We start from the raw sequence: 25,260 nt of genomic DNA on the forward strand, positions 1-25,260 counted from the left end.
CGCGAACAGGGTAAAGCAGGCTCTGCCGCCGTCCGGCGCGCGGGCGCGACCGTGGCTTTCGCCTCGATCCTAACCGCGGCAGTCTTGACTTTCGGTATCGCGGGGCCGGCAAGTGCCGCGCCCGACAAGACGGCGCTCAAGGCGCAGGAGGGAAGTTCGGCGCTCCTTCGCGGCCGCTACGACCTCGCCGTCACTGCCTATGACGAGGCGCTTCGCGAGGCGGGTCTGCCGGCCGCTCGTCAGGCTACCATCCTTTCGGATCGCGGCGTCGCGAAATGGCGCATGAAACAGCTTGAAGACGCCGCTGCCGACTTCACCAAGGCGGTTTCGCTCAACCCTGACTACGCGCTCGCCTGGAACAATCGCGGCAACGTCTTTCTGGAAATGAACCGGCCGGAGGACGCCTTCCGGGACTTCGACCGCGCGGTGGCGCTTTCGCCCGATTTCGGCGCGGCCTATGCGAACCGCGCCAATGCGAGCCAGAAGCTCAACCACCAGGACGCCGCCGAAAAGGATTTCCGCAAGGCAATCGAACTGATGCCCGCAAGTTCCATCCCCCTGAACGGGTGCGGAAGGATCGCGGCTGGCTCCGGCCGCCTCTACACCGGGCTTCGCTATCTGAACCGCGCCATCGCTCTGAACGCGCAATTCGCCCCGGCCTACCAGAACCGGGCGGCGATCTACGCGGCGCTGAAGCGGAACGACGAGGCGGCGCAGGATCTCGACAAGGTGATCGCGCTCGCCCCGGACAACGCCGCGCTCTATGTGGCGCGGGGACAAGCCCACGCAAAGGAAAGGCGCTTCGCTCAGGCGTTTCGCGATTTCACCAAGGCCGTCGAAATCGCTCCGGACAACGTCCCGGCGCTGATCGGGCGTGCCTCGCAGAACCTCGAACGCAAGCGCGCCGACCTCGCGCTGGAAGACCTGAACCACGCGATCTCGCTGGACGCAAACGCCGCGGAAGCCTGGTTCTGGCGCGGTCAGGCGAAATATGGAACGGGCGATACGGACGGTGCGGACGCGGACTTGTCGAAGGCCATCGAACTTGCGCCCGCCCACGCCGACGCCTATCGCTTCCGGGGCAGCTACCGAGAGCGCGGCGGGCGCCGTGACGAAGCCATCGCCGATTACCGCAGGGCTCTCGAACTCGATCCGCTCAATCGCGACCTGCGCGACGGCTACAAGGCGGCGAGCGGCGAGACGGCCGATGCCGTGGTGAAGCCTCTCGCGCCTGCCGTCGACGGCTGGGAGGTGTTCCGCTCCTCGGGCGGTCACTATACGGCGCTGAACGAACGCTATCCCAAATTGCCGGTGATCCTCGAAACGCAGGGCGATGCGCCGGCGGAGATCCTCGAATGGACGCCGCTTAAGGAAACGCTCGCGGGCATCGGCCTGTTGCGCTACCGGTCGGGCGAGAAGGGCGCACTCCCTCACGAATATGTCGCCATCATAGATCTTTCGCGCGCTCAGGTGGCGGGCATCGAGCCCTACATCACGGGTGAGGCAAAATCGAAATGGGCGTGGACGCAATATGGCGTCACGGTCACCGACACCGACGGACTTTCGAGCACCTACGACTTGAGGAAACCGAGGCAGGAAATGCCGCAGGCGGCCCGGCGCGACGAGAACCCGTGGACGACGGTCTTCGGCGGCGGCGGCGGGGGCAACGGCGGTGCCCGGCGCGGCGGCTCCGGCATCTTCGGCTGGCTTTTCCGGTGATGTCGCTCGGGCCGGTAAAAATGGCAGCGGTGGCGTCAGCATTGGCAGCGGCAGGCTGCACGGCCACCACCGCCGACAGTTTGCCTGCGCTCAAGGCCGACACATCGAGGCTGACCGTATCGGGGCTCTCGTCCGGCGGCTACATGGCCGGGCAGTTTCAGGTCGCTTTTTCCGAGCGCGTCAAAGGCGCCGGCATCGTGGCGGCCGGGCCGTTCGGATGCGCCATGAGCGCGGGCGCGAAGGCGATCCCCATCTTCCCGGCGGCGCTCGCGCTGAACACGGCGCAGGCGCAGAACGGCTGCATGGCCGACTACCTTTCGTCTCTCGGCGTGCTCGACGCGGGCCGGCTGCTGGCGCAGGCGAAGAAGCTTGCGGACGCTGGCTCAATCGATCCGCTGTCGAATCTCAAGACGTCGAAGATCTACCTTTATTCGGGCGCGAACGACCGCACGGTTGCGCTCTCCGTGGTGAAGGCCGCACGCGCCTTTTATCTCGCGGCGGGGGTGCCCGAAGCGAACATCGATTTCGTCTCGGGCGGGGCTGGCGGCCATGCGTTTTCCACGGCAGGCGCGGGAAATGCGTGCGAGCTGTCCGAGCCGCCTTTCGTCAACAACTGCAACTACGATCAGGCCGGGGCGATCTTGCGTTTCCTCCATGGTGCTCTCGAACCGAAGGGCACCGCGGCGGAAGCGGATTTCGCGCTTTTCGACCAGCGCCGCTACGCTTCATCCGACGCAACGCTGGCGGATGAAGGCGTGGTCTATGTGCCCCCCGCCTGTCGCGGCGGCGGCTGCCGCGTGCATGTGCTGTTCCACGGCTGCAAGCAGACCCGCGCGCTCGTCGGCGACGCGGTGACGAAGAAGTCGGGCTTCGCCGATTGGGCCGCGACGAACCGGCTGATCGTGCTTTTCCCGCAGGTCGAGGCGTCGGCCGCAAATCCCAACGCCTGCTGGGACTGGTGGGGCTATACCGGCCTCGATTTCCTCACGAAGAAGGCCCCGCAGATGAAAGCCGTCGCAGCGATGGTTGAGGCGCTCGGGAAGTAGGCACCGGCGCGGCAGCCCGGCAAGCTAATCAGCTTGGGCCAGAAACGCGGCGATGGCCGGATTCTTCTGCAACTCCGCCAGTTCTTCCGGTGTCGGAAGCTGCGGCTTGTCGCGCTCGGCGTTCACCATGCACAGGAAGCCGAAAGGCTCGCCCGCGCTCGCGCGAAACTGGTGCCACGTCATCGGCGGGATGAAAACGAGATCCGGCGCGGCCACCTCGCGCACTTCTTCCCCGACGAGACAAAGCCCGCGCCCGCGAAAGATCATCACGCCGTGCACATGGTTGTGCCGTTCGAAGGTGGAATGGCCGCCCGGCGCCATCTCGAAATAGCGAAGCTCGCAGGAAAGCTCGGGCCGCTGGAAAAGCACCTGCCGCGTGATCGCCCTGAACGGCGCGCTGCCTTCGTCCTTGTAGGCGAGAACGTCCACGCCATCCCAGCGGAAGGCGCCGTCGCCGAGGCGGGAGGGCGCCCCGGCCTCCTGTTTTGACGCGTTTTCTTCAAGCGGACCGGCATCCGCCGCGCTTGAATATATCCTGGCCCTGCGAATGTTGGAGCTTTCGCGATCCGTCATGCCAGCGATCCCTCGAAATGGCGGACCACGCGCGCCTGAAACGCGGCCGCCTCGTCCGTGATCCGCTCGCGTGCCGCGAGCAGGCTGCCGCCGATGAGGAACATCGTGTCCGCACCGTAGAAATCCAGAAGTTCGTCCACGCGCTGAAGCGTCATGCCGCCCGCCGGGCAGGGAAAACAGGGCTTGATGTCCCACCACGGCCGGCGCGCGGCTTGCGCGATGGCGCGGCAGGTTTCGGGCGAATAGCTGAAGCGGCCGCCATAATTCGGGTAGATGGTGACATCCGCGCCGAAAAGACGGAACAGCGTGCCGAGAAGGAAGGGCGGCGCGATGCGGGCCGCGCCCGCCATGGCCGGGTGCGCGATGAACGCGACATTCGGGAACAGCCGCGTCAGGCGATGGAAGTTCGACACGCCGATCAGCATCGGCTCGACGAGCACCGCCTCGCCCCCCTCCGCCTCGGCCAGCGCGATCTGGTCCGCCGCCTGATCGAAGCTGCCCGAAACATTCGGCGCATAGAGCGTGCGGTGGCCCGTCTTCGCATTCGTCTCGCGCACGGCGCTGGCGACGGCGCGCACTCGGTCGGCGAAGGGACTGTAGATCTGATCGGCAAGGCCGTGATCGTCCTTGATGAAGTCGATGCCGCCCGCCGCGAGCCGCGCGGCAAGCGCGCCGAGTTCGTCCGGCGACAGACCCTGCGGCTTCAACGCGGTACAGGTGAGCGCGCGAACGCCTGCGCCAGCCTTCTCGCGAAGCCCGCCGATGCCGATATTCGGCCCGCCGAACGCCCGCGCCATGGCTTCCGGGATCTCCGCGTCGACGAGCGTCACATCCGGCATGATCGAGCTGTTGCCGAACAGCATGTTGAGAAGCTGACCCGCCTCGTAACCCGTCGTGTCGACCGCGAGGCCGATCCGAACCTCGAACAGACCGGGCGCCGCCTCGCTTATGCCCTGCACCTCGCCGACGATGTCGCGGAGAACGCCCGCGTCGGCGATGGCGTCGAGCGGCATCTCCACGCTCTGCTCGACCGCGATCGCCGCCGCTCTCGCCTCGATCGACGCCGCGTCGCTACGGACCTGATAAGTAACGCTCAGTCGGGACATTCGCTTTGATGGTCCGCTTCCCACATTTCAACCGGTTACGGCCCCTTGCAAGCAAATGCAAAAATCGCAAGGACCGCCGATACGATCCCGATGGAGCCTTTGAATTTGACAGTCGAGCCGAAGTTCGCAGGAACAGGGGGTCTGATGTCAAATTCGCTCCACCGGCCTCAGCCTTATTGTTGCACGTTTCCTGACGCAAGCGCATGCAAAGACGATAGCTCTGACGACCTTATGGACAAGCAGAGCGGGCCGGGCTATCCGGCATCAGCCTTTTTCGAAAGCTCCGCTCATGCTTCGACGCCTCTACGAAAAGACAATGCGTCTCGCCGAAGGCCCGCGCGCGCTGCTCGCGCTCGTGCTGGTGTCCTTTGCCGAAAGCTCTTTCTTCCCGATCCCCCCCGATGCACTCCTCATCCCGATGGTGCTGGCGCAGCGCGAGCGCGCGTTCAAGCTCGCGGCCTGGTGCACGGTGGCATCGGTCATAGGCGGGATCGTCGGCTATGCCATCGGCGCGCTGCTGTATGACACGCTCGGCAAGTGGATCATCGACTTCTACGGCTACGGCCAGAACATGGATGCGTTCCGCGCCACCTATGCCGAGTGGGGTGCATGGATCATCCTTATCAAGGGGTTGACGCCGATCCCCTTCAAGCTCGTGACCATCGCGAGCGGCTTCGCAGGTTACGATTTCTGGCTGTTTGTCCTGCTTTCCTTCATCACCCGGGGCGTTCGCTTCTTCCTTGAAGCCACCTTGCTGCATATCTATGGCGAACCGATCCGCGATTTCCTCGAACGCCGCCTCGAAATGGTGACGGCAGGGTTCGCGGCGGTGATCGTCTCGGGGTTCCTCATTGTTCGATATGTCATATAACTCCGCAACAACTCGCGGCGAACGGGCATCCCTCGATGCACGGACCGCCGCTCTCGTGATCGCGGCCGTGAGCGTCATCTCGTTGACCGCCGCATGGTCCTTCGAACTCGCCGGGTACGCGCCCTGCCCGCTCTGTCTCGAAGAGCGCATCCCCTATTATGCCGGCATCCCCGGCGGCATCCTCGCCGCATGGTTCGCCACGCGTGCGCCCAGAGTTGCCGCACTGATCCTTGCCGCGCTGATGATCGGCTTTCTCTACAACGCGGGGCTCAGCGTCTATCACGCGGGCGCAGAGTGGAAGCTCTGGCCGGGCCCCGACACCTGCGCGAGCGACGGCACGCTTAAGCCGGGAGCGCTGCTCCAAAGCCTGAGGAACAACGCCGTCGTGCGGTGCGACGAGGCGGCGCTCCGCATCTGGGGCGTGTCGCTGGCGGGCTACAACGTGCTGGTTTCAGGCGCGCTCGCGATCGTGGCGGCCTTCGGCATCTGGCGCAGCCGCTGACACCTGATCGATGGACTCCGGCGGCGGCCGCGCCTGACAAGGCCAGCCGACCTGTCGATGCTTCGAACGTCGATTCGCGCCGACCCGATCGAATAATCCGATGATCGGGAGCGAGAGACGCAATGTCGCATGACAACGCGTGCGCCCTCACAAGCCCCTGAAACTGAATTGAAAAATACAAGCGGTTGCGCCTGGGCTTTCGCGTCGTCGTTCGTCGGCACGGTGAAGAACGAAACGGGTTTATTTACTCATATACATTATCGGGTATAGTTTTATTCCATCAAGTTGAGATGCTGTAGGCAACCCATCCAATATTTCGCGAGAAATCGGATGATTTTTGTCAAATCGCATAAAGGCGCTATGGCAACATGGCGGCTTCAACTTGGTGATCACGTCAACATAGGAGGCTTCCCATGGACCCCGTGTGGATCTGGGTTGACATCATTGTTCTTTCGGCAGTTATTTCTGTATTCCTTCTCAACATGAAGAGCGGGATAAAGTAGCTTCCGCTCCTCCTGCTGGCCAGCAAGCCGGATGTGCCATGAAACAATCTGGCGCACCCGGTCCATTCTTTTGAGCGAGAGAAGATAAGCACGCCATAGGGCGTGAGATTTGCGCGTCCCACTGCGGCAGTCAGGCGAATAGTTGCGCGGGCGCGCAGGCAGGGGCGAGCTTTCGAGCCCTCCCCCGCAATTTGAATCGAAACAGGTTAGAGGCGGGCAGAGTCCCGAAGGCTTTCACGGCGATACTGCTCTCGACTTAGAAGCAGGGGCAGTCACATGGCAGACTCCGACGTCGAAACCCGCATTCATGAGGAATCGGTCGAGCCGCGTCAGGGCCACGTCTTGTACAAGGCCATCCCGCAGGTCGTGGTTCTCGTCCTCACGCTCGTCGGCGTCGCCTATACGAGCATGACGAGACAGGCGCTCGTCGGCTATTGGGAGTTTCTTGCGCTTATCACAGGTCTCGTCTGCGTCATCAGCGGCTGGCCGCACGCGCGCACCCGCGCCGACCGCGTGCGCCTCGTATGGACGCAAGCGCTGCACTGGACCGCCTTTCTCGTGGCTATGAACCTGCTCCTCATCTCGGACGTGCAGCGCATGCTGAGCACCGATGCCACGGGGCTGGCGATCCTTCTGCTCCTTGCGCTTGGAACCTTCGTCGCGGGCGTCCATACGCTTTCGTGGCAAACCTGCGTGCTCGGCCTTGTCATGGCGTTATCCGTGCCCGCCATCGCCTGGATCGAGGAATCGGCGCTCGTGCTCGTGTTCGTCCTGCTCATGCTGCTCGTCGTGGGCACGATCATCCTCATGACGGCACGCCGGGGCCGGTCGGGCGACGACCGTCTCGGCGAGCCTCTGTAAGCGGATAACGCACCGAAAACTTCCTTTCGCAAAACCTGCGGGATAGAAAGCGCGCCCGACGCTGTTAGGATGGCAGCGGAAACGGGAAGGCACGCGCAATGGCATTCGTGAGACGGAACGCTGAATACGAGAGCTGGCTTCGCACGCAGTGCAATGTGGTCGACGTCGATCTCGACAAGAAGCACAAGCGCATGGCCGAGAGCCCGTTAAGGTTCCTGCGAGCGACCTATTTCCGTTACGCCCGAAAGGTCGAGAAGCTTCTGCCCGACCTCGCTGACGCGCCGCATGTGCTGGCCGTAGGCGACATTCACATCGAGAATTTCGGGACTTGGCGCGATGCCGAGGGGCGTCTCATCTGGGGCGTGAACGATTTCGATGAAGCCGCCGTGATGCCTTACACGTTCGATCTCGTGCGGCTTTGCGTGAGCGCCGGACTTTCGCCCGATCTCGGCGATCACGCGCATGCAGCCGACGCGATTCTTGCCGGCTACGAGCGTGGCCTCGCCGAACCGGCGCCGATGGTGCTCGATGGGGACGCCTCGTGGCTGCGCCCCTTCGTTTCCCCGACGGAGAAAACGCGCGCGGATTTCGCGGCGGAAATCGAAACGCTCCCGGATTTCGATCCGCCCGGCGAGGTCAAGGCCGGTTTTGCCGAGAGTTTCCCGGAAGGTGCCGTCATCGAAGGATATGCGCCGCGCGCGAAAGGCGGCGGCAGCCTCGGCCGCCCTCGCTTCATCGCGGTGGCGACGTGGCGGGGCGGGCCCATCGTGCGCGAGGCGAAGGCTCTCGTGCCGTCGGCGTGGGATTTCGCGCACAAGAAGGAAGGATGGCCGCCGCGCTTTCGCGAACTGGCGGATGGCCCTTTCCGCGCGCCCGACCCTTTCCTCGATATTCGCGGGCGTTACCTGATACGCCGCATCGCCCCGGATTCGCGCAAGCTCGACTTTGGCGGCGAAATCCCGAAGCGCCTCCAAGGGTTGTTCCTTGAGGCGATGGGCCACGACATCGGCGCTGTTCACGCAGCGAGCGGACGGAGCGAGGACATCGCCGCGCATCTGAGGGCTCGCTCCGCGGGTTGGCTCAGCGATGCCGCCAAATCTGTGAGCGATCGCACGCTCAAGGATTTCAAGGCCTGGCAAACGGCGTACAAGCCGGAGCCTGCTCCGGTGAAGGCCACGAAACCGAAAAAATGACGAAGCACCCGAAGAAAGCCGATTTTCCCGTGAGCCAGGCGCGCCGCTATCTGGAGCCGGGGCCTATCGTGCTCGTTTCTTCAGCGTGGCAGGGGCGCACGAACATCATGACGCTCGGCTGGCAGACGGTGATGGAGTTTTCGCCGTCGCTCGTCGGTCTCATGATCTCGGCGGGAAATCACAGCTTCGAGCTGATCCGGCAGTCGCGCGAATGCGTCATCAACCTGCCGACGACGGCGCTCACCGATATCGTGGTCGGCATCGGCAATACGTCCGGCGCCGACATCGACAAATTCACGCAGTTCGGCCTGACGGCGGAACCCGCGAGCGAGGTGGGCGCGCCGCTCATCGCCGAGTGCCACGCCTCTTTCGAGTGCCGCCTCCATGACGATGCGCTCGTCGACAGCTACAATTTCTTTATCTTCGAGGTTGTGAAGGCGCATGTCGCGCCGTCGCCGAAGCATCCGCAGACGCTGCATTATCTCGGCGGCGGCGAGTTCATGATTTCAGGCAAGATCATCTCCCGGCGGTCGCTTTTTCGCCCGGAAATGTTGTAGGCCGCCGCTTCGGGGAGCAAGCGGCGACCGGTCGGGGTCAGCTCTGTTCGATCTCGCCCGCGGCCCTGTCGAGCGCGGCGGTGATCGCCCGAACGGCCTCCGGCGAGAGCGCCCCCTTCGACAGACGAACCTGAACGGCTGCCCGGAGATTGTCCATGGCGCGGATCATCTCGGGCGCGGGCTCGGCGCCGAAGCGGGCGCGCGCTTCCGCAAGCCTCCCGCGAACCGCTGCGACCTCCTGAGCGCGGGCGGCCAGTTCGGCACGCCCTTGATCCGTCAGGCTGTAGAGCTTCTTCGCGCCCTGCGTTTCGCTGACGATCAGGCCGGTTTCCTCCAGCAGCGTCAATGTCGGATAGATAACGCCCGGGCTTGGCGTATAGGCGCCGTTGAAAGCGTCTTCGATGGCCTTGATGATCTCATAGCCATGGCGCGGCTGCTCGCCGATCAGGTCGAGAACGAGCCAGCGCAGATCGCCCTGTTCCAGCGCGCGGCCGTGACGTCCGCGCCTGCCCCCGAACGGGTGATCCCGCCAATCGCCGCCATGACGAGAACCGCCACGCCTGCCATGATGCCCGAACACTTCGTCACCTCCTTCGATATGTCTGTGCGCGGCTATATCATCGAACCAGCCCCCGCGCGAGCGCCAGCCTCCGGCGAAATCGCGTTCGCCCGTTTGCGTCTCTCCCTTGTGAGCGTCAAAACGGCCGCGCGCTCGTGCGAACCAGCTCCACTTCTGGTGATGGTCGCAGCCGCGTCCCCGGCGGTGTTCGCCGCTGTTGAGACGGTCTTCAACTCCATCGCTAAACGACATGTTTTCGTTCCTTCTTCGATATATCTTATTCATGAGCACCCTCATACGCCGATCTCGGCGCGATGGCAACAAAGATATATCTAAGACTGTCGAAAAAAGATCGGGCAGGCGTGTAGCCGGTCGCCCGGAATGCAGGTTGGCCGCGCTCGCCTGCGCGTCAGACGCGATAATACTCCCGATACCAGCGCACGAAGCGCGGAATGCCGACCTCGATCGGCGTCGTGGGCCGGAACCCGGTCGCAGCCGCGAGCCGCTCGATGTCCGCATGTGTCTCGGCCACATCGCCGGGCTGCATCGGCAAGAGGTTTCGGATCGCCTTCTTGCCCGTCGCCTGCTCGATGCAGGCCACGAAATCGGTGAGCGGCACCGGCTCGTTGTGGCCGATGTTATAGATCTCGAATGCGGGCTTGCCCGGCTGGGCGGCGGGCGGCGTATCCACGACGCGCAGCACGCCATCCACGATGTCGTCGACATAGGTGAAGTCGCGGGCATGATGGCCGTGGTTGAAAAGGTCGATGGGCCGGCCTTCGAGAATGGCTTTCGTGAAGATCATCGGCGACATGTCCGGCCGTCCCCATGGGCCGTAGACGGTGAAGAAGCGCAAGCCGGTCATCGGCAGCCCAAAGAGATGGGCGTAGGCGTGGGCCATCGCCTCGCCCGCCTTCTTGGTCGCGCCGTAGAGGCTCGCGGGCGAATCGGTCTTGTCGGCCTCGGCGAAGGGAAGTGTCGTGTTCAGCCCGTAAACGGAACTTGACGAGGCGAAGGCGAGGTGTTCCGGTCGATGCGCGCGGCACCCTTCGAGGATGTTCAGAAAGCCTGTTACGTTCGAGTCGATATAGGCTTGCGGGTTCTGCAGCGAATAGCGCACGCCCGCCTGCGCGGCGAGATGCACGACCCGGCGGGGCTCGAAGCGTGCGAACGTATCGCGCACGGCTCCGGCGTCGGCGAGATCCGCCTTCACGAAGCTGAACGCCCTCTGATCCGCAAGGTGTTCCAGCCGGGCACGCTTGAGCGAGGGGTCGTAGTAATCGTTGATATTGTCGAAGCCGACAACCTCCTCGCCACGGGCGAGCAAGGCTTTTGCGACGTGAAAGCCGATGAACCCCGCAGCGCCTGTTACCAGAATTGTCATGCTTCGACCTGGCTGTTTGCGATTGTCATTTGAGCCGGTATGGCCCAAATTCAGTGCAGGAGCAATTTCTTCCAATTGAAATGCAGATGACCGCGCGAATTTATAAACCGGCCAAAACCGCCATGCAGTCCGGTCTGGCGAAGGCCAAGGACTGGGTCCTCGACTACGAACCCGCGTCCCCTCGCGAGATCGAGCCTTTGATGGGCTGGACAAGTTCCAAAGACATGCTGAGCCAGGTGCGCCTGTTCTTCGAGACGAAGGAAGAGGCGGTGGAGTACGCGAAGAAGAACGCGATCCCCTATCGCGTGTTCGAGCCGAATCCGCGCGCTGCGATCAAGAAGTCCTACGCCGACAACTTCAAGTATGGGCGCATCGGCAGCTGGACCCACTGATCCAGCGCAAATATGCGTTCAGACCGCCTCAGAAGTCGAGCGGGATGATCGGCACCATGTCGCCTGCATCATGAGTGGCGGCGCAAGGCGCGTGCACGATGAGGCAATCGGCGGCAGCAAACACCGAAACCAGGGAGCTGTCCTGATCGCCAAGCGGCGTGACGGTGCCCCCCTCGCGGCGTGCCCGCAGGTAATGTTGCCTTGGGCCGTTCGCGGCAAGGGCAGACGCGAGCGGCACTTCTTCGACAGCATCGTTTGGAACGCGGCCAAGCATACGGTCGAGCAACGGCTTCAGGAAAAGCCGCGCACAAACGAGCGCCGCGACGGGGTTGCCGGGCAAGCTTAGCACGCGCTGGCTCCCGAGGCGCGCGGACATGAGCGGCTTTCCCGGTCGCATCGCCACGCGGATGATTTCCATCCTCGCGCCAGCCGCTTCGAGAACGCCTTGAACGAGATCGTGCGCGCCGACCGATGCCCCACCGATGGTGACGAGAATGTCGGCGCCGCGCGCACCCGATATGCCGGTGGCGAGGCTTTCTCGTGTGTCTCGCGCGATGGCAAGGCAGCTCGCTTTCCCGCCCCAGGCTTCGATCGCAGCGGAAAGCCCCGCCGGAACGGACGACACGATCTGCCCCGCGCGAAGTTCAGCGCCAGGCTCGGCAAGCTCGTCGCCCGTCGGCAATATGGCGACCACCGGCCTGCGGCGGACCGATAGCGTGCCGTGGTTCATCGCGGCGGCGAGCATCACCTTGCGGGTGTCGAGCATCTCGCCCGCGCCGAGCATCGTCTGGCCTTCGTCGAAATCATATCCGCGTCGGCGAATATTTGCCCCGCGCGGCGCCGGTTCGAGCACCGTCACGCTGCCGCCGGTTTCGCGCGCTGCCTCCTGCATGACCACGACATCGGCGCCCGCCGGAAGAGGAGCGCCCGTGAAGATGCGCACGGCCTGGCCTCGCCCGACCGTCCCGGCGAAGGCGTGCCCGGCGGCGGCCTCGCCGATCACGGCAAGGTGCGCGGGCGCGTCGGCGATGTCGGCGGCGCGAAGCGCATAGCCGTCCATCGAAGAGGCGTCGAAAGGCGGCTGCGCGAGCTTCGCGACGAGGTCCGCAGCAAGAACGCGGCCTCGCGCTTCGTAGAGCGATACGGCCTCGGCGGCGACCGGGTCGACGTCGGCGAGAATTTTCGACAGCGCTTCATCAACAGAAACCGGTTGCGCCATGAGGTCTCCCGTTCGCGATTCGACACGTGGCGACACCACGCACCCGTCCTATTTCGGCGCGCCCCACAAGGCCGACAAGAGCGGCTTTCTCCATCGGCGAAGATATCGAAACGGCGCTCTTCCGCTGCGTCCTCTCAGCGTCAAATCCCTGTGCGCAAGCTCCGGGCAGGCCCCGGACATCTTGACGCTGCCGGTCACGCCCCCCTACTTTCCGAGGGAATGAATCAGCGGCCTGCCGGGCCGCGCAACACCAAGAGGCTTTCCATGGCAACCACTGCCGTGTCCGACGCATCTTTCGAACAGGACGTTAAAAAGGCCGAGCTTCCCGTGCTCGTCGACTTCTGGGCGGAATGGTGCGGACCGTGCCGCACGGTCGGCCCGATCCTTGAGGAACTTTCCGAAGAGTTCGCTGGCCAGCTCAAGGTCGTGAAGCTCGACGTCGAGAGCAATCCGGGGATCGCGCAGGCCTACAACATTCGCGGCATCCCGGCGCTGCTCCTGTTCAAGGACGGCGAGGTGGCCGGCCAGCAGATCGGCGCGCTGCCGAAAGCGCAGCTCCGCGCATGGATCTCGGGCGCCATCGCCTCCGTCTGATCGCACGTCGCGCCGCTTCCAGCGCGCCCTGCATGAATGAAAAAGCCGCCTCTCCGCAGGCGGCTTTTTTTATGCCTCGGCGGCAAATGGCTGGCGGCGCGGATGCGTAATCGCCGTTGCGCTCCGGGACATTGCCTCCTTTCGCGCGGCCGCGCCTGCCGGACGGCATCAAGCTTTCAGATATTTAATCGCAGATATGGCTTCACATTGCGAAGCTTCTCCCCAAATTCGCATCAGTTCAAAGCGGCCCGTCGGCGAATAGCTAAGGTATAGGCCGCGTTCATGCGATCTCGGAGGCAGTGATGACGGAGTCTTCTCCCGAATTCCGGACGAACACGGCACAAAAGCAATCTAACGTTTCTGTAATTCTCTCACGGCTCGGCAAGAAGAGTACGATCTACGTCTCGGCGGTGGCGCTCGCGCTCGGCGCGTTTGTCGGTGCCGCCTCGTTCGAGCCGAATCCCGCCCGCGCCTATTCGCAGGGCGAAAACGTTTCGCAGGGTGAGGGGTTGCGGCAGAGGCTGCCGAGCTTCGCGCCGCTCGTGAAGCAGGTGAAACCCGCCGTCGTCTCGATCCGTGTGAAGGCGGACGCGGCGGCCAAGGCGGCGTTCGGCGATGATGAGGGCGGCCCCCGTGGCGGCAATCCTTACGAGGGCACGCCGTTCGAGCGCTTCTTCGGCCCCGGCGGCCCGCACGGCGGCTTCGGTCCATGGGGCGGCGCGCCGGGCGGCAAGGGCGGCCCGCGTCAGCTCGTGACGGCGCAAGGCTCCGGCTTTTTCATCTCGCCCGACGGGTATCTCGTGACGAACAATCACGTCGCGCAGGACGCCGTCAGCCTCGAAGTCGTCATGGACGACGGCAAGACCTACACCGCGAAGGTGGTTGGCACCGATCCGCGCACCGACATCGCGCTTCTCAAGGTGGATGGACGCACCGACTTTCCTTACGCTAAGTTCTCGCACTCGGGCGCCGAGATCGGCGACTGGGTTCTTGCCATGGGTAACCCCTTCGGCCTCGGCGGCACGGTGACGGCGGGTATCGTCTCGGCGCGCGGCCGCGATATCGGCGAAGGCCCGTATGACGATTTCATCCAGATCGACGCATCCGTGAACAAGGGGAACTCCGGCGGTCCCACCTTCAACGAAAGCGGCGAGGTCATCGGCGTGAACACGGCGATCTACTCGCCGTCGGGCGGCTCGGTCGGCATCGCGTTCGCCATTCCCGCGCCGACCGTCGAGCGCGTGGTCGCGGCGCTGAAAGACAAGGGTCACGTCACGCGCGGCTGGCTCGGCGTGCAGATCCAGGGCCTGACGCCCGAACTCGCCGACAGCCTCGGCCTCAAGAACACCGCGGGCGCGCTGGTCGCCGCCCCGCAGAGCGGAAGCCCCGCCGAGAAGGCCGGGATCAAGACGGGCGACGTGATCACCGAGGTGGACGGCGCCGAAGTGAAGGACGGCCGCGACCTCGCGAAGAAGATCGCCGACCTTGCGCCGGGTACGAACGCCAAGCTGACCGTGATCCGGGGCGACGAAACGAAGACCGTCGATCTCAAGATCGGCCAGTTGCCCGACAAGCCGACGCAGCGCGCAAGCCTCTCGGACGACGGCAAGACAGGGCTCAACGATCTCGGCATCGCGGTCGCTCCGGCGGCGGATGTAAGCCCGACCGATCGACAAGGCCTTGCGGTCGTCGGCGTCGAGCCGGGCGGCAAGGCGGCGGAGGCCGGTCTCGCAGAAGGCGACATCATCCTGCGCGTCGGCGGCCAGACGGTGAATCGTCCGGGCGATCTGAAGCGTGCGCTCTCCGACGCCTCGAAGTCGGGCAAGAAGAACGCGCTCGCGCTCGTGAAGCGGAACGGCGACCAGCGGTTCGTCGCGCTGCCCGCCGTGAGCTGAACCGCTTGCATCGGCCGGCACTCGAAGTGCCGCCTCATCCTGACACGACGCCGGAACGGACCCTCCGCTCCGGCGTTTCCCGTTCGTAGGCTGACGGTTTTGCGCCGTTCCGTGAGTGGGGAAAGGTCTTGCGGGAAAAGGCGGCAATACCGAAATACACTTGAGCCCGCGGGAAGCGGGCCCGGAACCAACACAAGCAATCCGTAAGAATCGGAACCGTATTTCGCGTGACGATCACGCACAACGGCAAACCTCGACGACAAAAGGCAACGAAGCCCCATGAATTTCTTCCGCACCATGCTTCTGCTCGCCGCGTTGACGGCGCTTTTCATGGCGATCGGCTTTCTCATCGGCGGCCAGACGGGCATGCTCATCGCGTTCCTGATCGCGGCGGGGATGAACGTGTTCGCCTATTGGAACTCGGACAAGATGGTGCTCGCCCAGCAGGGCGCCGAGGAGGTGGACGAGCGCACCGCGCCCGAGCTTTACTCCATCGTGCGGCAGCTGGCGGCGAACGCGAGCCTGCCCATGCCGAAGGTCTACATCATCCACACCGAACAGCCCAATGCGTTCGCCACCGGGCGTAACCCGCAAAACGCGGCGGTCGCGGCATCGGCGGGCCTTCTGCGCATCATGAGCAAGGAGGAAGTGGCGGGCGTGCTTGCGCACGAACTGGCGCACATCAAGAACCGCGACACGCTCACGATGACGATTGCCGCCACCATAGCAGGCGCGATTTCGATGCTCGCGAATTTCGGCATGTTCTTCGGCGGCAACCGCGACAACAACGGCGGAGGCGGCATCATCAGCACGCTTCTCGCGGTGATCGTCGCGCCTCTGGCGGCTGGCATCATCCAGATGGCGATCAGCCGCTCGCGCGAATATGTGGCCGACAAGGACGGAGGCGAGATCTGCCAGCGTCCGCTGTGGCTCGCGTCCGCGCTCCAGAAGATCGAGCAGGCGGCACACCAGATCCCGAACGAGCAGGCCGAGCGCAACCCGGCGACAGCGCAGCTCTATATCATCAATCCCCTGTCCGGCCAGGGCATGGACAACCTCTTCTCGACGCATCCGAACACGGCGAACCGTATAGCCGCGCTCGTCGAACAGGCGCGCCAAATGGGCCATACGCAGGAGCCGACGGCCGCGCACATGTCTCCCGTACCGGGCTTCGAGGACGGCGCGGGCGGAAGCGGTCCGTGGCAGCAACGCCCGCGCTCCAGCCGCCGCCCGTTTGAAATCGGGCCATGGAACCGCTGATTATTCGGCGTGAGAGCCTGCGAAAGCAGCGATTCGTCGGAAATGTAGCGCGTCGCCGGTAGAGCGCCATTGTGCGACGCGCCGCTTTTGCTCATAAGTGCGGACCTTCAACGAAGCAAGCCTCCGCTTCGAGCCAACGCGAAAGGCCCGTTCGTGGCGCCGAAACCTTCTTCGAGACATGCTCCCGCCGATCAACCCGCGCCCGCAAGCGGCGCATCGTCCGGGCTGATGGCCCGCCGTCTCGCCGTCTACCTTCTCAAGTCGGTGCTGCACGACCACCAATCCTTCGACGAAGCCTTCGCAGGGTCGTCCGCGCGCGACGCTTTCGCAGCCATGGAAGCGCGCGACCGCGCCTTCGCCCGCGCGATTGCCACCATCGCCTTGCGGCGCCTCGGCCAGATCGAGGACATGCTTTCACGCTTCCTCGAAAAGCCGCTTTCCGCCGATGCCTTCGAGGCGCGCGCCATTCTCATCGCGGGCGCGACGCAGCTTGCGTTCATGGATGTGGCGCCGCATGCCGCCATCGGGTTGGCCGTCGAGCAGGCGAAGGCGTCGCGCTTCAGCCGCCATCTGGGCGGGCTCATCAATGCCGTTCTGCGCCGTGTGAGCGAGAACCGCGTCGCCATCCTTCGCGAGCAGGACGCCGCCCACCTCAACACGCCAGCGTGGCTCTGGCAGCGCTGGGTGTCTGTTTACGGCGAGGCTACGGCGCGCGAGATCGCAGGCGCGCATCTGGAAGAGCCGCCGCTCGACCTCAGCGTGAGGGGCGACGCGGGCGAGTGGGCGGCGAAGCTCCAGGGCGAGGTTCTGCCGTGGGGGTCGGTGCGGCTGTCGCACAAGGGCCGGGTGGAGGAAATCGAAGGCTACGCCGAAGGTGCCTGGTGGGTGCAGGACGCAGCCGCCGCGATGCCCGCGCTGCTGCTGGGCGATATCGCGGGCAAGCGCGTGGCTGATCTCTGCGCCGCGCCGGGCGGCAAGACCGCGCAGCTTGCGGCAGCGGGTGCGCAGGTGACGGCGGTCGACATTTCGGCGGCACGGCTCAGACGGCTCGGCGAAAATGCCGCGCGGCTCGGGCTTTCGGTCGATGTCGTGAAGGCCAATGTCGGCGAGTGGCAGCCGAAAGACCGCTTCGACGCAATCCTGCTCGATGCGCCCTGCTCGGCGACGGGCACCATCCGCCGCAATCCTGACATCGCCTACCTCAAGACGGCGGAGGACATCGCCGCGCTCGCTCGCGTACAGAAGCGGCTTCTCGCGCACGCGCTGACGCTGCTTGCGCCGGGCGGCACGCTCGTTTTCGCCACCTGCTCGCTCGAACCGGAAGAAGGCGAGGCGCAGATCGCGGGGCTTCTGGCGGACCGCGCCGACGTGCGGCTGCTGCCCATCGATGCGGCGGCGTTCAATCTGCCGCCAGAGGCAGTCACGCCGAACGGCTGCCTTCGCACGCTGCCGTTTCATGCTGGCGGGATGGATGGCTTCTTCGCCGCGCGGCTGACGCGAAGCTGAACGCGCGCGACGGCGGCGCCTGCCGCCGCCCTACGCTTTTGCCAGCCGGTCGAATGCCTGAAGATTGCGAAGCAGCGCCTCAAGCTCGCGGAGCGGCACCATGTTCGGCCCGTCGGATGGCGCATGGTCGGGGTCTTGGTGCGTCTCGATGAACACCGCCGCAACGCCCACCGCCACGGCCGCGCGCGCCAGCACGGGCACGAAACGCCTTTCGCCGCCCGTTGCCGTGCCCTGCCCGCCCGGCTGCTGCACCGAATGCGTGGCGTCGAACACCACGGGCGCGCCCGTCTCGGCGAGGATCGGCAGCGCGCGCATGTCGGACACAAGCGTGTTGTAGCCGAAGCTCGCGCCGCGCTCGGTCACGAGCACGTTCGGATTGCCCGCCGCGAGCACCTTCGCGACGACGTTCTTCATGTCCCACGGCGCAAGGAACTGGCCCTTCTTCACCTTCACCGCGCGGCCCGTTTCTGCTGCGGCGATCAGCAGGTCCGTCTGACGGCACAGGAAGGCGGGGATTTGCAGCACGTCCACCGCTTCGGCCACGCGCGCGCATTGCGATGCTTCGTGCACATCCGTCACGATGGGCAGGCCGAGGCTCTCGCGGATCTCGGCGAAGATCGGCAGCGCCGCGTCGAGGCCGAGGCCGCGCCTGGCGTTGGCGCTTGTGCGATTAGCCTTGTCGAAGCTCGTCTTGAATACCAGGCCAATGCCCAGACGGCTGGCGATCTCCCTCAGTGCCGCGGCCATTTCCAGCGCGTGCGCCCGGCTTTCAAGCTGGCAAGGCCCCGCGAAAAGCGCGAGCGGCAGCGCGTTGCCGACGCGCACGCCGCGAATATCCACCACGCTGTTGAGCGATTGCAGGGTCATGAATGGGCCTCGGTTCGAGAACGATCCGCTACGAGCGCCGCCACGGCGTCCCGCGGCGGCATTTGACGCGAAAGAACGGCACGCCACGGCGGCTATTCCGTGGCGATCGGGCAAAGCGCGCGTGCCGCCCGCCTCAGACCAGGCGGCTTTGCGCCACGGCTGCCGCGATGAACGACGAAAACAGCGGGTGGGGCTCGAACGGACGTGATTTCAGCTCCGGGTGGAACTGCACGCCGATGAACCACGGGTGATCCGGAATCTCGATGATTTCCGGCAGGCTCTTGTCCGGCGAGAGGCCCGAGAAGCGAAGGCCCGCGCGTTCGAGCTTGTCGCGGTAGGTGATGTTCACCTCGTAGCGGTGGCGATGGCGCTCGCTGATGCGCGTCTTGCCGTAGATCTCGGCGACCTTTGAGCCTTCCGCCAGCACCGCTTCATAGGCGCCGAGCCGCATGGTGCCGCCCTTGTCGCTTTCGGCGTGGCGCTGCACGGCCTGTTCGCCGGACTTCCACTCCGTCATCAGGCCGACGACCGGCTCGATCGCCGGGCCGAACTCGGTCGAGCTTGCGCCGTTGATGCCGGCCACGTGCCGCGCCGCTTCGATCACGGCCATCTGCATGCCGAAGCAGATGCCGAAATAGGGCACGCGCTTCGTGCGGGCGAACTGGACGGCCTCGATCTTGCCTTCCGTGCCGCGCTCGCCGAAGCCGCCCGGCACGATGATGCCGTGGATGTTTTCGAGATAGGGCGCGACGTCGTCCTTCTCGAAAAGCTCCGAGTCGAGCCAGTGGATCTTGACGCGCACGCCGTTCTCGATGCCGCCATGGCTCAGCGCTTCGGTGAGCGACTTGTAGGCGTCCTTCAGGTTCGTGTACTTGCCGACGATGGCGATGGAAACCTCGCCGTCGGGATGCTCGATGCGATGCGAGATCGTGCGCCAGACGTCGAGGTTCGGCTCGGGCGCGTCGGTGATGCCGAAGGCGGCAAGCACTTCGCGGTCGAGCCCTTCGTCGTGATAGGCGAGCGGCACGTCGTAGATGTTCGGCACGTCGAGCGCCTGAATGACGGCGCTTTCCCGCACGTTACAGAACAGCGCGATCTTGGCGCGGTCGCTTTTCGGCACCGGCAGTTCCGAGCGGCAGAGCAGGATGTCGGGCTGGATGCCGATGGAGCGCAGTTCCTTCACCGAGTGCTGCGTGGGCTTGGTCTTCAACTCGCCCGCCGCCTTGATGTAGGGCAGCAGCGTCAGATGGATGAAGATCGCCTCGCGGCGCGGCAGTTCGTTGCCGAGCTGGCGAATCGCCTCGAAGAACGGCAGGCCCTCGATGTCGCCGACCGTGCCGCCGATCTCCACGAGCACGAAATCCGCATCCTCGTTGCCGGAGAGCACGAAGTCCTTGATCGCGTTCGTCACGTGCGGGACGACCTGAACCGTGCCCCCGAGATAATCGCCCCGGCGCTCCGCCGAGAGCACGTTCTGATAGATGCGGCCGGTGGTGATGTTATCGTCGCGGCGGGCCGAGACGCCCGTGAAGCGCTCGTAATGGCCGAGGTCGAGGTCGGTTTCCGCACCGTCGTCGGTAACGAACACTTCGCCGTGCTGATAGGGCGACATCGTGCCGGGATCGACGTTGAGATAGGGATCCAGCTTCCTCAATCGCACGGAATAGCCGCGCGCTTTCAGAAGCGCGCCAAGAGCCGCCGATGCGAGCCCCTTTCCGAGTGAGGAAACCACGCCGCCGGTAATGAAGATATATCGCGCCATGGACCTTGAACGTAATCCTTCGCGCGCCCGAGGGAAAGGGCGTGCTTGCGGTTTTCAACTTCTAGCGTTGTCGGGTGAGGGGCGCCATTGCGCCGCCTCGGTCTGCCTTGCGGCGGCTACTGAGCGGGTGCCGCCGGCTTCGGAATGCTGAGCTTGGGCAAAGCCGGCGCGCTTTCGGCCGGAGCCTGAGAAGGGGCGCTCGCGGGCGCTGTGGTGCTCGTGGGCGTGATCGCCGAGGTGGGCGTCTTGCGCTGGCCGATAATGCCGAGTGTGATCGACGTCAGAAAGAAGATCGCCGCAAGAATCGCAGTCGTGCGCGTCATCACGTTGGCCGCGCCGCGCCCGCTGACGAAACCGCCGCCGCCACCGCCCATGCCGAGCGCGCCGCCTTCCGACCGCTGAAGGAGGATAATCACGATCATCGTCACGGCGACGACGATATGAAGCACAAGAAGGACGTTTGCCATTTCTCTCGACCGGTCGGGAATTTCGGAAAAGTTGCCCCATACATACCGGTTTCGGCGGCAAGATCAAGCGCGCGGGCTGATATTAGCCGGAGGTGGGCAACACTGCCCCCGTTGCCGAAGACATGAAACCGGTGTAAAAGCCGCCCATGATGACGATGTCCGCCGCACCAATGCCGGCTAAGTTTTATTGGCGCTTCCTCTAGGGAGCGGCAGGTCGTCATTCGTGACCATTGCCGCCGTGTCCGGCGCGCGCATGGTCTTTTCGTCCAGCCCTCACCTGTCACGGCGGCCCTTGAAGGGGATAGATGCGGTGATACAGGAAAACAGGGCGAGCTGGGCTCTTGAACCCGGCCGATGTGCGCTTCTCATTCACGATATGCAGCGGCATTACCTTGATGCGTTGCCGGATGCCGTGACGCGCGCCGATCTCGTCGGCAAGGTTGCGGGCTTGCGGGCTGCCTGCGCTGAAATGGGCGTGCCCGTGTTCGCGTCCATTGTGCCCGAAGCGCATGGCATGCAGGAGCGAGGGCTCATGTCGGAGCTGTGGGGGCGGGGGCCGCGCGGCGAGGGCGCGAAGCTCGATCCGGCCCTTCTCGGCAATGAGGGGCGCATCCGCTCCATCGCCAAACGCAGCTACAGCGCGTTCTACGGAACCGATCTTGAAGTGATGTTGCGCAGGCTTGGACGCGACAGCGTGATCATCACGGGCCTCTACACATCGATAGGGTGCTTCTCCACAGCGCTCGAAGCCTTCGCGCGCGATATCCGCGCCTTCGTGGTGGCGGATGCGACGGCCGACATGAGCGCGGCGGATCACGCGGCAGGGCTGCGGAATGCGGCAAGGCTTTGCGCGCGCGTCCTCGATTCGGGGGACGTCCGTGCGGCCCTATCGCCCCGTGGCCTTCGGCCGGAGGACCGTCGCGCCGCGATCGATGTGTGCTGAATCGGTTCGGCGTCGGCGTTACGCTACTGGGCGCCGACAATACCGGCCTGCGCCGGGGCGGGCGGCTTGGGCTTCTGCGCGACAGGTTTCTGTGCCTGCGTCGTCGCGCCAGCCTTCGGTTTGGGTTTCGCGGGCTGATCGGCGCCAGCCGATGCCGGCGCGCTGTCCGGCCCGGCCTGCGGTTTCGCACCCTCCTCATCCTCGTCTTCCAGGTTCTTGAGTTGCACGAGCGAACTCGGCGCCATGCAGCGGAACTTCATCTGCTCGTCGAGATCGATATACTGACGGACGAGATTGAGGTCGGACGCGGAGAGGTTCGCCACGGCCCAGTTCGGGCCTCGCTCCATGAGGCGGTCCACGTCGAGCGCCTTGAGCGCCTGAAGATCCTGCGTGAGCTTGGCGCACAACGCCTTGTCCGCCTGCGCGGCGTTCGCCCCGCCAGCCATCGCAAGGACGACCGCGAGAGCCGCCGCGCCAATCAACGCACCTCTGCCTGCGTTTCCGGTAGGTTTCGCATCGCATGTCATCGCCAGCGCCTTTCCTGAAGCGATCAGGCCGTTGTCTCGCATCAAGCGTATCTTGTAGCGTCCTTGCATAACGGAAAGATCAACGCGTTGGAAGCGAGGCCCGCCTCTCCGAGGCGCGAGCCGCCGCCGTGACGATTTCGAGAAACGTCGCCGCCTTGAGGCTCGCTCCGCCGACCAGCACGCCATCCACCTCCGGGCTATCGAAAGTCGATGCGGCATTTGCGGGGCTTACCGAGCCGCCGTAAAGGACGCGCCAGCGCATGCCGCTCGTCTCGCGGAACCGATCCCTGAGACAGCCGCGCACGACCTCGTGGACGGCCGTAATCTGTTCCGTCGTCGGCGAGACGCCGGAGCCGATGGCCCAGACCGGTTCGTAGGCGACGATGGTGGTCTCCGGCGTCGATTCGTCCGGAAGGCTGTCGGCGAGCTGGCGGCGGCAAACGCTCGCGGTCAGGCCACGGACGTGCTCACCGCGCGTCTCGCCGATGCAGACCACGATCTTGACGCCGGCGCGGAGCGCGGTCGCCGCCTTCGCGCGCACTTCGCGGCTGGTCTCGCCATGTTCGCCGCGCCGCTCGCTATGGCCGAGGATGACGGTGGTCGCGCCCGACTCCTTCAGCATCAGCGCCGAGAGATCGCCGGTGAACGGGCCTCTTTCACCGACATGGCAATCCTGCGCGCCGATCTCGACTGACGACCCCTCGACGATCTGGGATGCGGCATGCAGAAGTGTCGCGGGGGGGAAGACGGTGACGTCGGGCGCGTTCTCAACGGATGCAATGCCATCGCGGATGGCCTGTATCTGTGCGAGGTCGGGCCGCAGGCCGTTCATCTTCCAATTGCCTGCGACATATAGCTTCGGTCCGGACATAGCGTTTCTCTCGGTGGAACAGGGCGCGCGGAGGAATTTGTTGAAGCGGGCCGACCTCGCGAATCTTGATATTGCGCGCACGTTTTTATTCTCTAAATTACGGCCAACGCGAAACGTGCAAGAAATGCGCGCCCGAATCAAGCCTGCTCTGGCTTGAGCATTCAAGGACTTTAGCTGATGCATTTCCTCCGGAAAGTGGCCGTCTTCGTTATGTTCGCCATCCTGATCGGCGCGTTCGCCATCAGCATGGGCGGCAATTATTACGGCGACCGCGAGCGGCGACAGAGCGTGGCGACCGTCGGCTCCGTCAACATATCGCCGGAAGATTTCCGCCGCGCGTATCAGCGCGTTCTCGAAAATGTCAGCCAGCAGGCCGGACGGCGCATCTCGCCCGCGGAAGCGCAGGCTTTCGGCCTTCCGAACCGCGTGCTTCAGGGCCTGATCCAGGACGCCGCGCTCGATCTCGAAGCGAAGGAACTTGGCGTCGGTCTGTCCGAAGAGGGCGTGCGCCGGGGCATCACGAGCCTTGAGGTTTTCCAGGACAAGGGCGTGTTCAGCGCCGACAAATATCATCGCTTCCTTCAGAATATCGGCTACACGGCGCCCTTCTTCGAGCAGGAATATAAGGGCGATCTCGTGCGGCGTCAGTTGCGCGGCGTCTTTGAAGGCAGCGGCGTGGTTTCGAAGGCGCTTCTCGAAGCCTACAACAAATTCGGCAACGAACAGCGCACGCTGGCCTATTTCATCCTTGCGCCCGAGGCGGCGGGTGCCGTGCCGGCTCCGACAGAGGCCGAACTTCAGGTTTTCTACGAGGACCGCAAACCGCAATTCACGACGCCCGAACTTCGCAAGGTCTCGGCGCTTGCCATCTCGCCGCAGACGGTCGCGAAGAGCCTGACCATCCCGGACGCCGATCTGAAGGCCGAATACGCGGCCAAGGCCTCCGTCTATTCCGTGCCTGAGCGTCGCAAGCTTGAGATCATCCCCTTCAAGACACGCGCGGATGCCGACGCAGCCTATGCGAAGCTCAAGTCCGGCGCGCGGGACTTTCTCGGCGTGGCAAAGGACGCAGGCTTCAACCAGCCCGATATCGATGCGGGCGTCGTTTCCAGTCAGGAACTCGCTGACAAATTCGGCATGAACGACGCCATCGTGAAGGCGGCCTTCTCGACCGAAAAGGAATGGACGGCGCGGCCCGTGGACGGCCCGGTGTCGACGGTCATCATCCGCGTGCTGGACGTGATCCCGGGGCAGGAACGCAGCTTCGATCAGGTCAAGGAGCAGATCCGCGCCGACCTCGCCAAGGTCCGCGCGCAGAGCGAATTCCAACGCCTCATCAAGGCCTTCGAGGAAGACCGCACGACGGGCGTTCCGCTTGCCGACAGCGCCCGGAAACTGAATTTGCCGCTTGAGGAAGTCACGTTCGACCGTTCGGCCAATGGCGCCGACGGCAAGCCGCTGACGATCTCCGCCGTGCCCGCCGCACAACTCGTCGATGCCGCCTTCAAATCCGATGTCGGCGTCGAGAACGAGGCGATCCGCCTTCAGGGCGGCGGCTATGCATGGTTTGAAGTGAACGATGTCGTCAAGCCGCGCCAGAAGCCTCTCGAAGAGGTCAAGGGAGAGGTTGAGGCGGCATGGCGCGCCGATCAGGTTCGCGACAGGCTCTCATCGAGGGCTCGCGATCTCGTAGCGCGGCTCGACAAGGGCGAAGCCATCGCCGCCGTTGCGAAAAGCGTCGGCGCGACCGTCAAGACGAGCCAGCCGCTGAAGCGTAACGGCAAGGAAGACGGTCTTCCGCCAGCCGCCGTTGCACAGGCTTTCGCCCTTCCCGAAGGCGGCGCCGGTTCGGCCGCCTCGGAAAACGGCACGTCGCGCGCTGTTTTCCAGGTCGCAAAAATCACGCCTCCCGGTCCCCTTTCGGAAGAGCAGGCCAAGGGACTGGAACAGCAACTCGCCGGTGCAATCTCGGATGACAATTTCTCCGGCTTCCTGAACAGGATCACGACGACGTCGCCGATCTCCATCGACCGCAAGGCATTCGCCAACGTGGCGGGAGGCTCGTATGACGGTGAATAGCTTT

The 25,260-nt window shown here is 64.6% G+C and carries 24 protein-coding genes; 14 read left to right on the forward strand and 10 right to left on the reverse strand.

Features of this window, described 5'->3' with window-relative positions; all coding sequences use genetic code 11:
- Window positions 1-84: 84 nt before the first annotated feature.
- Window positions 85-1,719, forward strand: a complete 1,635-nt coding sequence (locus QM659_RS01380) for a tetratricopeptide repeat protein (RefSeq protein ID WP_415187097.1) — start codon at window positions 85-87, stop codon at window positions 1,717-1,719.
- 20 nt (window positions 1,720-1,739) lie between these two features.
- Window positions 1,740-2,765: a poly(3-hydroxybutyrate) depolymerase gene (locus QM659_RS01385; RefSeq protein WP_415187098.1), complete on the forward strand. Its 1,026-nt coding sequence runs from the start codon at window positions 1,740-1,742 to the stop codon at window positions 2,763-2,765.
- Window positions 2,766-2,789: 24 nt separating this feature from the next.
- On the opposite strand, the gene QM659_RS01390 is transcribed toward QM659_RS01385, so the two are convergent.
- Together QM659_RS01390 and QM659_RS01395 are read right to left on the reverse strand one after the other, a co-directional pair.
- Window positions 2,790-3,338, reverse strand: coding sequence for a cupin domain-containing protein (locus QM659_RS01390; RefSeq protein WP_415187099.1), 549 nt, complete (start codon window positions 3,336-3,338; stop codon window positions 2,790-2,792).
- Window positions 3,335-4,444 (reverse strand): RuBisCO large subunit C-terminal-like domain-containing protein, encoded by a 1,110-nt coding sequence (locus QM659_RS01395; RefSeq protein WP_415187100.1) that lies wholly within the window; start codon window positions 4,442-4,444, stop codon window positions 3,335-3,337. Before QM659_RS01395 ends, QM659_RS01390 begins: the two co-directional genes overlap by 4 nt.
- Before the next feature lie 289 nt (window positions 4,445-4,733).
- Here QM659_RS01395 and QM659_RS01400 point away from each other — a divergent pair, with 289 nt between their 5' ends.
- The 5 genes from QM659_RS01400 to QM659_RS01420 all read left to right on the forward strand — a co-directional run bounded on the left by QM659_RS01400 (window position 4,734) and on the right by QM659_RS01420 (window position 8,931).
- Window positions 4,734-5,315: a YqaA family protein gene (locus QM659_RS01400; RefSeq protein WP_127077466.1), complete on the forward strand. Its 582-nt coding sequence runs from the start codon at window positions 4,734-4,736 to the stop codon at window positions 5,313-5,315.
- Window positions 5,305-5,817, forward strand: a complete 513-nt coding sequence (locus tag QM659_RS01405; RefSeq protein WP_415187101.1) for a disulfide bond formation protein B — start codon at window positions 5,305-5,307, stop codon at window positions 5,815-5,817. Before QM659_RS01400 ends, QM659_RS01405 begins: the two co-directional genes overlap by 11 nt.
- 779 nt (window positions 5,818-6,596) lie before the next feature.
- Window positions 6,597-7,181 carry a hypothetical protein gene (locus QM659_RS01410; RefSeq protein WP_127077468.1) on the forward strand — a complete coding sequence of 195 codons (585 nt, stop codon included), beginning with the start codon at window positions 6,597-6,599 and terminating at the stop codon, window positions 7,179-7,181.
- Window positions 7,182-7,279: 98 nt separating this feature from the next.
- The gene (locus QM659_RS01415; protein ID WP_415187102.1) at window positions 7,280-8,374 is read left to right on the forward strand and encodes a DUF2252 family protein; all 1,095 of its coding nucleotides are present in this window, start codon (window positions 7,280-7,282) and stop codon (window positions 8,372-8,374) included.
- Window positions 8,371-8,931, forward strand: a complete 561-nt coding sequence (locus tag QM659_RS01420; protein WP_415187103.1) for a flavin reductase family protein — start codon at window positions 8,371-8,373, stop codon at window positions 8,929-8,931. Before QM659_RS01415 ends, QM659_RS01420 begins: the two co-directional genes overlap by 4 nt.
- A gap of 37 nt (window positions 8,932-8,968) precedes the next feature.
- Here the strand turns inward: QM659_RS01420 and QM659_RS01425 are convergent, their stop codons facing one another.
- The gene (locus QM659_RS01425) at window positions 8,969-9,742 is read right to left on the reverse strand and encodes a PadR family transcriptional regulator (RefSeq protein ID WP_415187104.1); all 774 of its coding nucleotides are present in this window, start codon (window positions 9,740-9,742) and stop codon (window positions 8,969-8,971) included.
- A 157-nt stretch (window positions 9,743-9,899) separates the two neighbouring features.
- Window positions 9,900-10,874 (reverse strand): NAD-dependent epimerase, encoded by a 975-nt coding sequence (locus tag QM659_RS01430; RefSeq protein ID WP_415187105.1) that lies wholly within the window; start codon window positions 10,872-10,874, stop codon window positions 9,900-9,902.
- Between the two features lie 86 nt (window positions 10,875-10,960).
- Here QM659_RS01430 and QM659_RS01435 point away from each other — a divergent pair, with 86 nt between their 5' ends.
- Entirely contained in the window at window positions 10,961-11,266 is a 306-nt protein-coding gene (locus tag QM659_RS01435; RefSeq protein ID WP_303485379.1) for an ETC complex I subunit, read from the forward strand.
- A 28-nt stretch (window positions 11,267-11,294) separates the two neighbouring features.
- On the opposite strand, the gene glp is transcribed toward QM659_RS01435, so the two are convergent.
- Complete coding sequence (gene glp, locus QM659_RS01440; protein WP_415187106.1) at window positions 11,295-12,485, reverse strand: gephyrin-like molybdotransferase Glp; 1,191 nt, start codon at window positions 12,483-12,485, stop codon at window positions 11,295-11,297.
- A 264-nt stretch (window positions 12,486-12,749) separates the two neighbouring features.
- Between glp and trxA the strand changes: the two genes are divergently transcribed.
- The 4 genes from trxA (at window position 12,750) to QM659_RS01460 (ending at window position 17,740) form a co-directional block, all read left to right on the forward strand.
- Entirely contained in the window at window positions 12,750-13,079 is a 330-nt protein-coding gene (gene trxA / locus QM659_RS01445; RefSeq protein ID WP_127077475.1) for a thioredoxin, read from the forward strand.
- A gap of 302 nt (window positions 13,080-13,381) precedes the next feature.
- Window positions 13,382-14,974, forward strand: coding sequence for a Do family serine endopeptidase (locus tag QM659_RS01450; RefSeq protein ID WP_415187107.1), 1,593 nt, complete (start codon window positions 13,382-13,384; stop codon window positions 14,972-14,974).
- Window positions 14,975-15,253: 279 nt separating this feature from the next.
- A complete protein-coding gene (gene htpX / locus QM659_RS01455) occupies window positions 15,254-16,234 on the forward strand; it encodes a zinc metalloprotease HtpX (RefSeq protein WP_415187108.1) in 981 nt (326 codons plus the stop codon).
- Between the two features lie 228 nt (window positions 16,235-16,462).
- Window positions 16,463-17,740, forward strand: a complete 1,278-nt coding sequence (locus QM659_RS01460; protein WP_415187158.1) for an RsmB/NOP family class I SAM-dependent RNA methyltransferase — start codon at window positions 16,463-16,465, stop codon at window positions 17,738-17,740.
- Between the two features lie 30 nt (window positions 17,741-17,770).
- On the opposite strand, the gene kdsA is transcribed toward QM659_RS01460, so the two are convergent.
- The 3 genes from kdsA to secG all read right to left on the reverse strand — a co-directional run bounded on the left by kdsA (window position 17,771) and on the right by secG (window position 20,836).
- Window positions 17,771-18,607, reverse strand: coding sequence for a 3-deoxy-8-phosphooctulonate synthase (kdsA, locus tag QM659_RS01465; RefSeq protein ID WP_415187109.1), 837 nt, complete (start codon window positions 18,605-18,607; stop codon window positions 17,771-17,773).
- A gap of 133 nt (window positions 18,608-18,740) precedes the next feature.
- The gene (locus tag QM659_RS01470) at window positions 18,741-20,369 is read right to left on the reverse strand and encodes a CTP synthase (protein ID WP_127077479.1); all 1,629 of its coding nucleotides are present in this window, start codon (window positions 20,367-20,369) and stop codon (window positions 18,741-18,743) included.
- Window positions 20,370-20,485: 116 nt separating this feature from the next.
- Window positions 20,486-20,836 carry a preprotein translocase subunit SecG gene (gene secG / locus QM659_RS01475; RefSeq protein WP_415187110.1) on the reverse strand — a complete coding sequence of 117 codons (351 nt, stop codon included), beginning with the start codon at window positions 20,834-20,836 and terminating at the stop codon, window positions 20,486-20,488.
- Window positions 20,837-21,059: 223 nt separating this feature from the next.
- Here secG and QM659_RS01480 point away from each other — a divergent pair, with 223 nt between their 5' ends.
- A complete protein-coding gene (locus tag QM659_RS01480; protein ID WP_415187111.1) occupies window positions 21,060-21,779 on the forward strand; it encodes an isochorismatase family protein in 720 nt (239 codons plus the stop codon).
- Between the two features lie 23 nt (window positions 21,780-21,802).
- Here the strand turns inward: QM659_RS01480 and QM659_RS01485 are convergent, their stop codons facing one another.
- Window positions 21,803-22,348, reverse strand: a complete 546-nt coding sequence (locus QM659_RS01485; protein ID WP_415187112.1) for a hypothetical protein — start codon at window positions 22,346-22,348, stop codon at window positions 21,803-21,805.
- 37 nt (window positions 22,349-22,385) lie between these two features.
- Window positions 22,386-23,177, reverse strand: coding sequence for a triose-phosphate isomerase (gene tpiA / locus QM659_RS01490; protein WP_415187113.1), 792 nt, complete (start codon window positions 23,175-23,177; stop codon window positions 22,386-22,388).
- A 177-nt stretch (window positions 23,178-23,354) separates the two neighbouring features.
- On the opposite strand from tpiA, the gene QM659_RS01495 reads away from it, so the two are divergent.
- Window positions 23,355-25,256, forward strand: coding sequence for a peptidyl-prolyl cis-trans isomerase (locus tag QM659_RS01495; RefSeq protein ID WP_415187114.1), 1,902 nt, complete (start codon window positions 23,355-23,357; stop codon window positions 25,254-25,256).
- Window positions 25,257-25,260 lie beyond the last annotated feature (4 nt).

The sequence above is a fragment of the Rhodomicrobium sp. genome, assembly GCF_047605405.1.
GTDB classification, from domain to species: domain Bacteria; phylum Pseudomonadota; class Alphaproteobacteria; order Rhizobiales; family Rhodomicrobiaceae; genus Rhodomicrobium; species Rhodomicrobium lacus.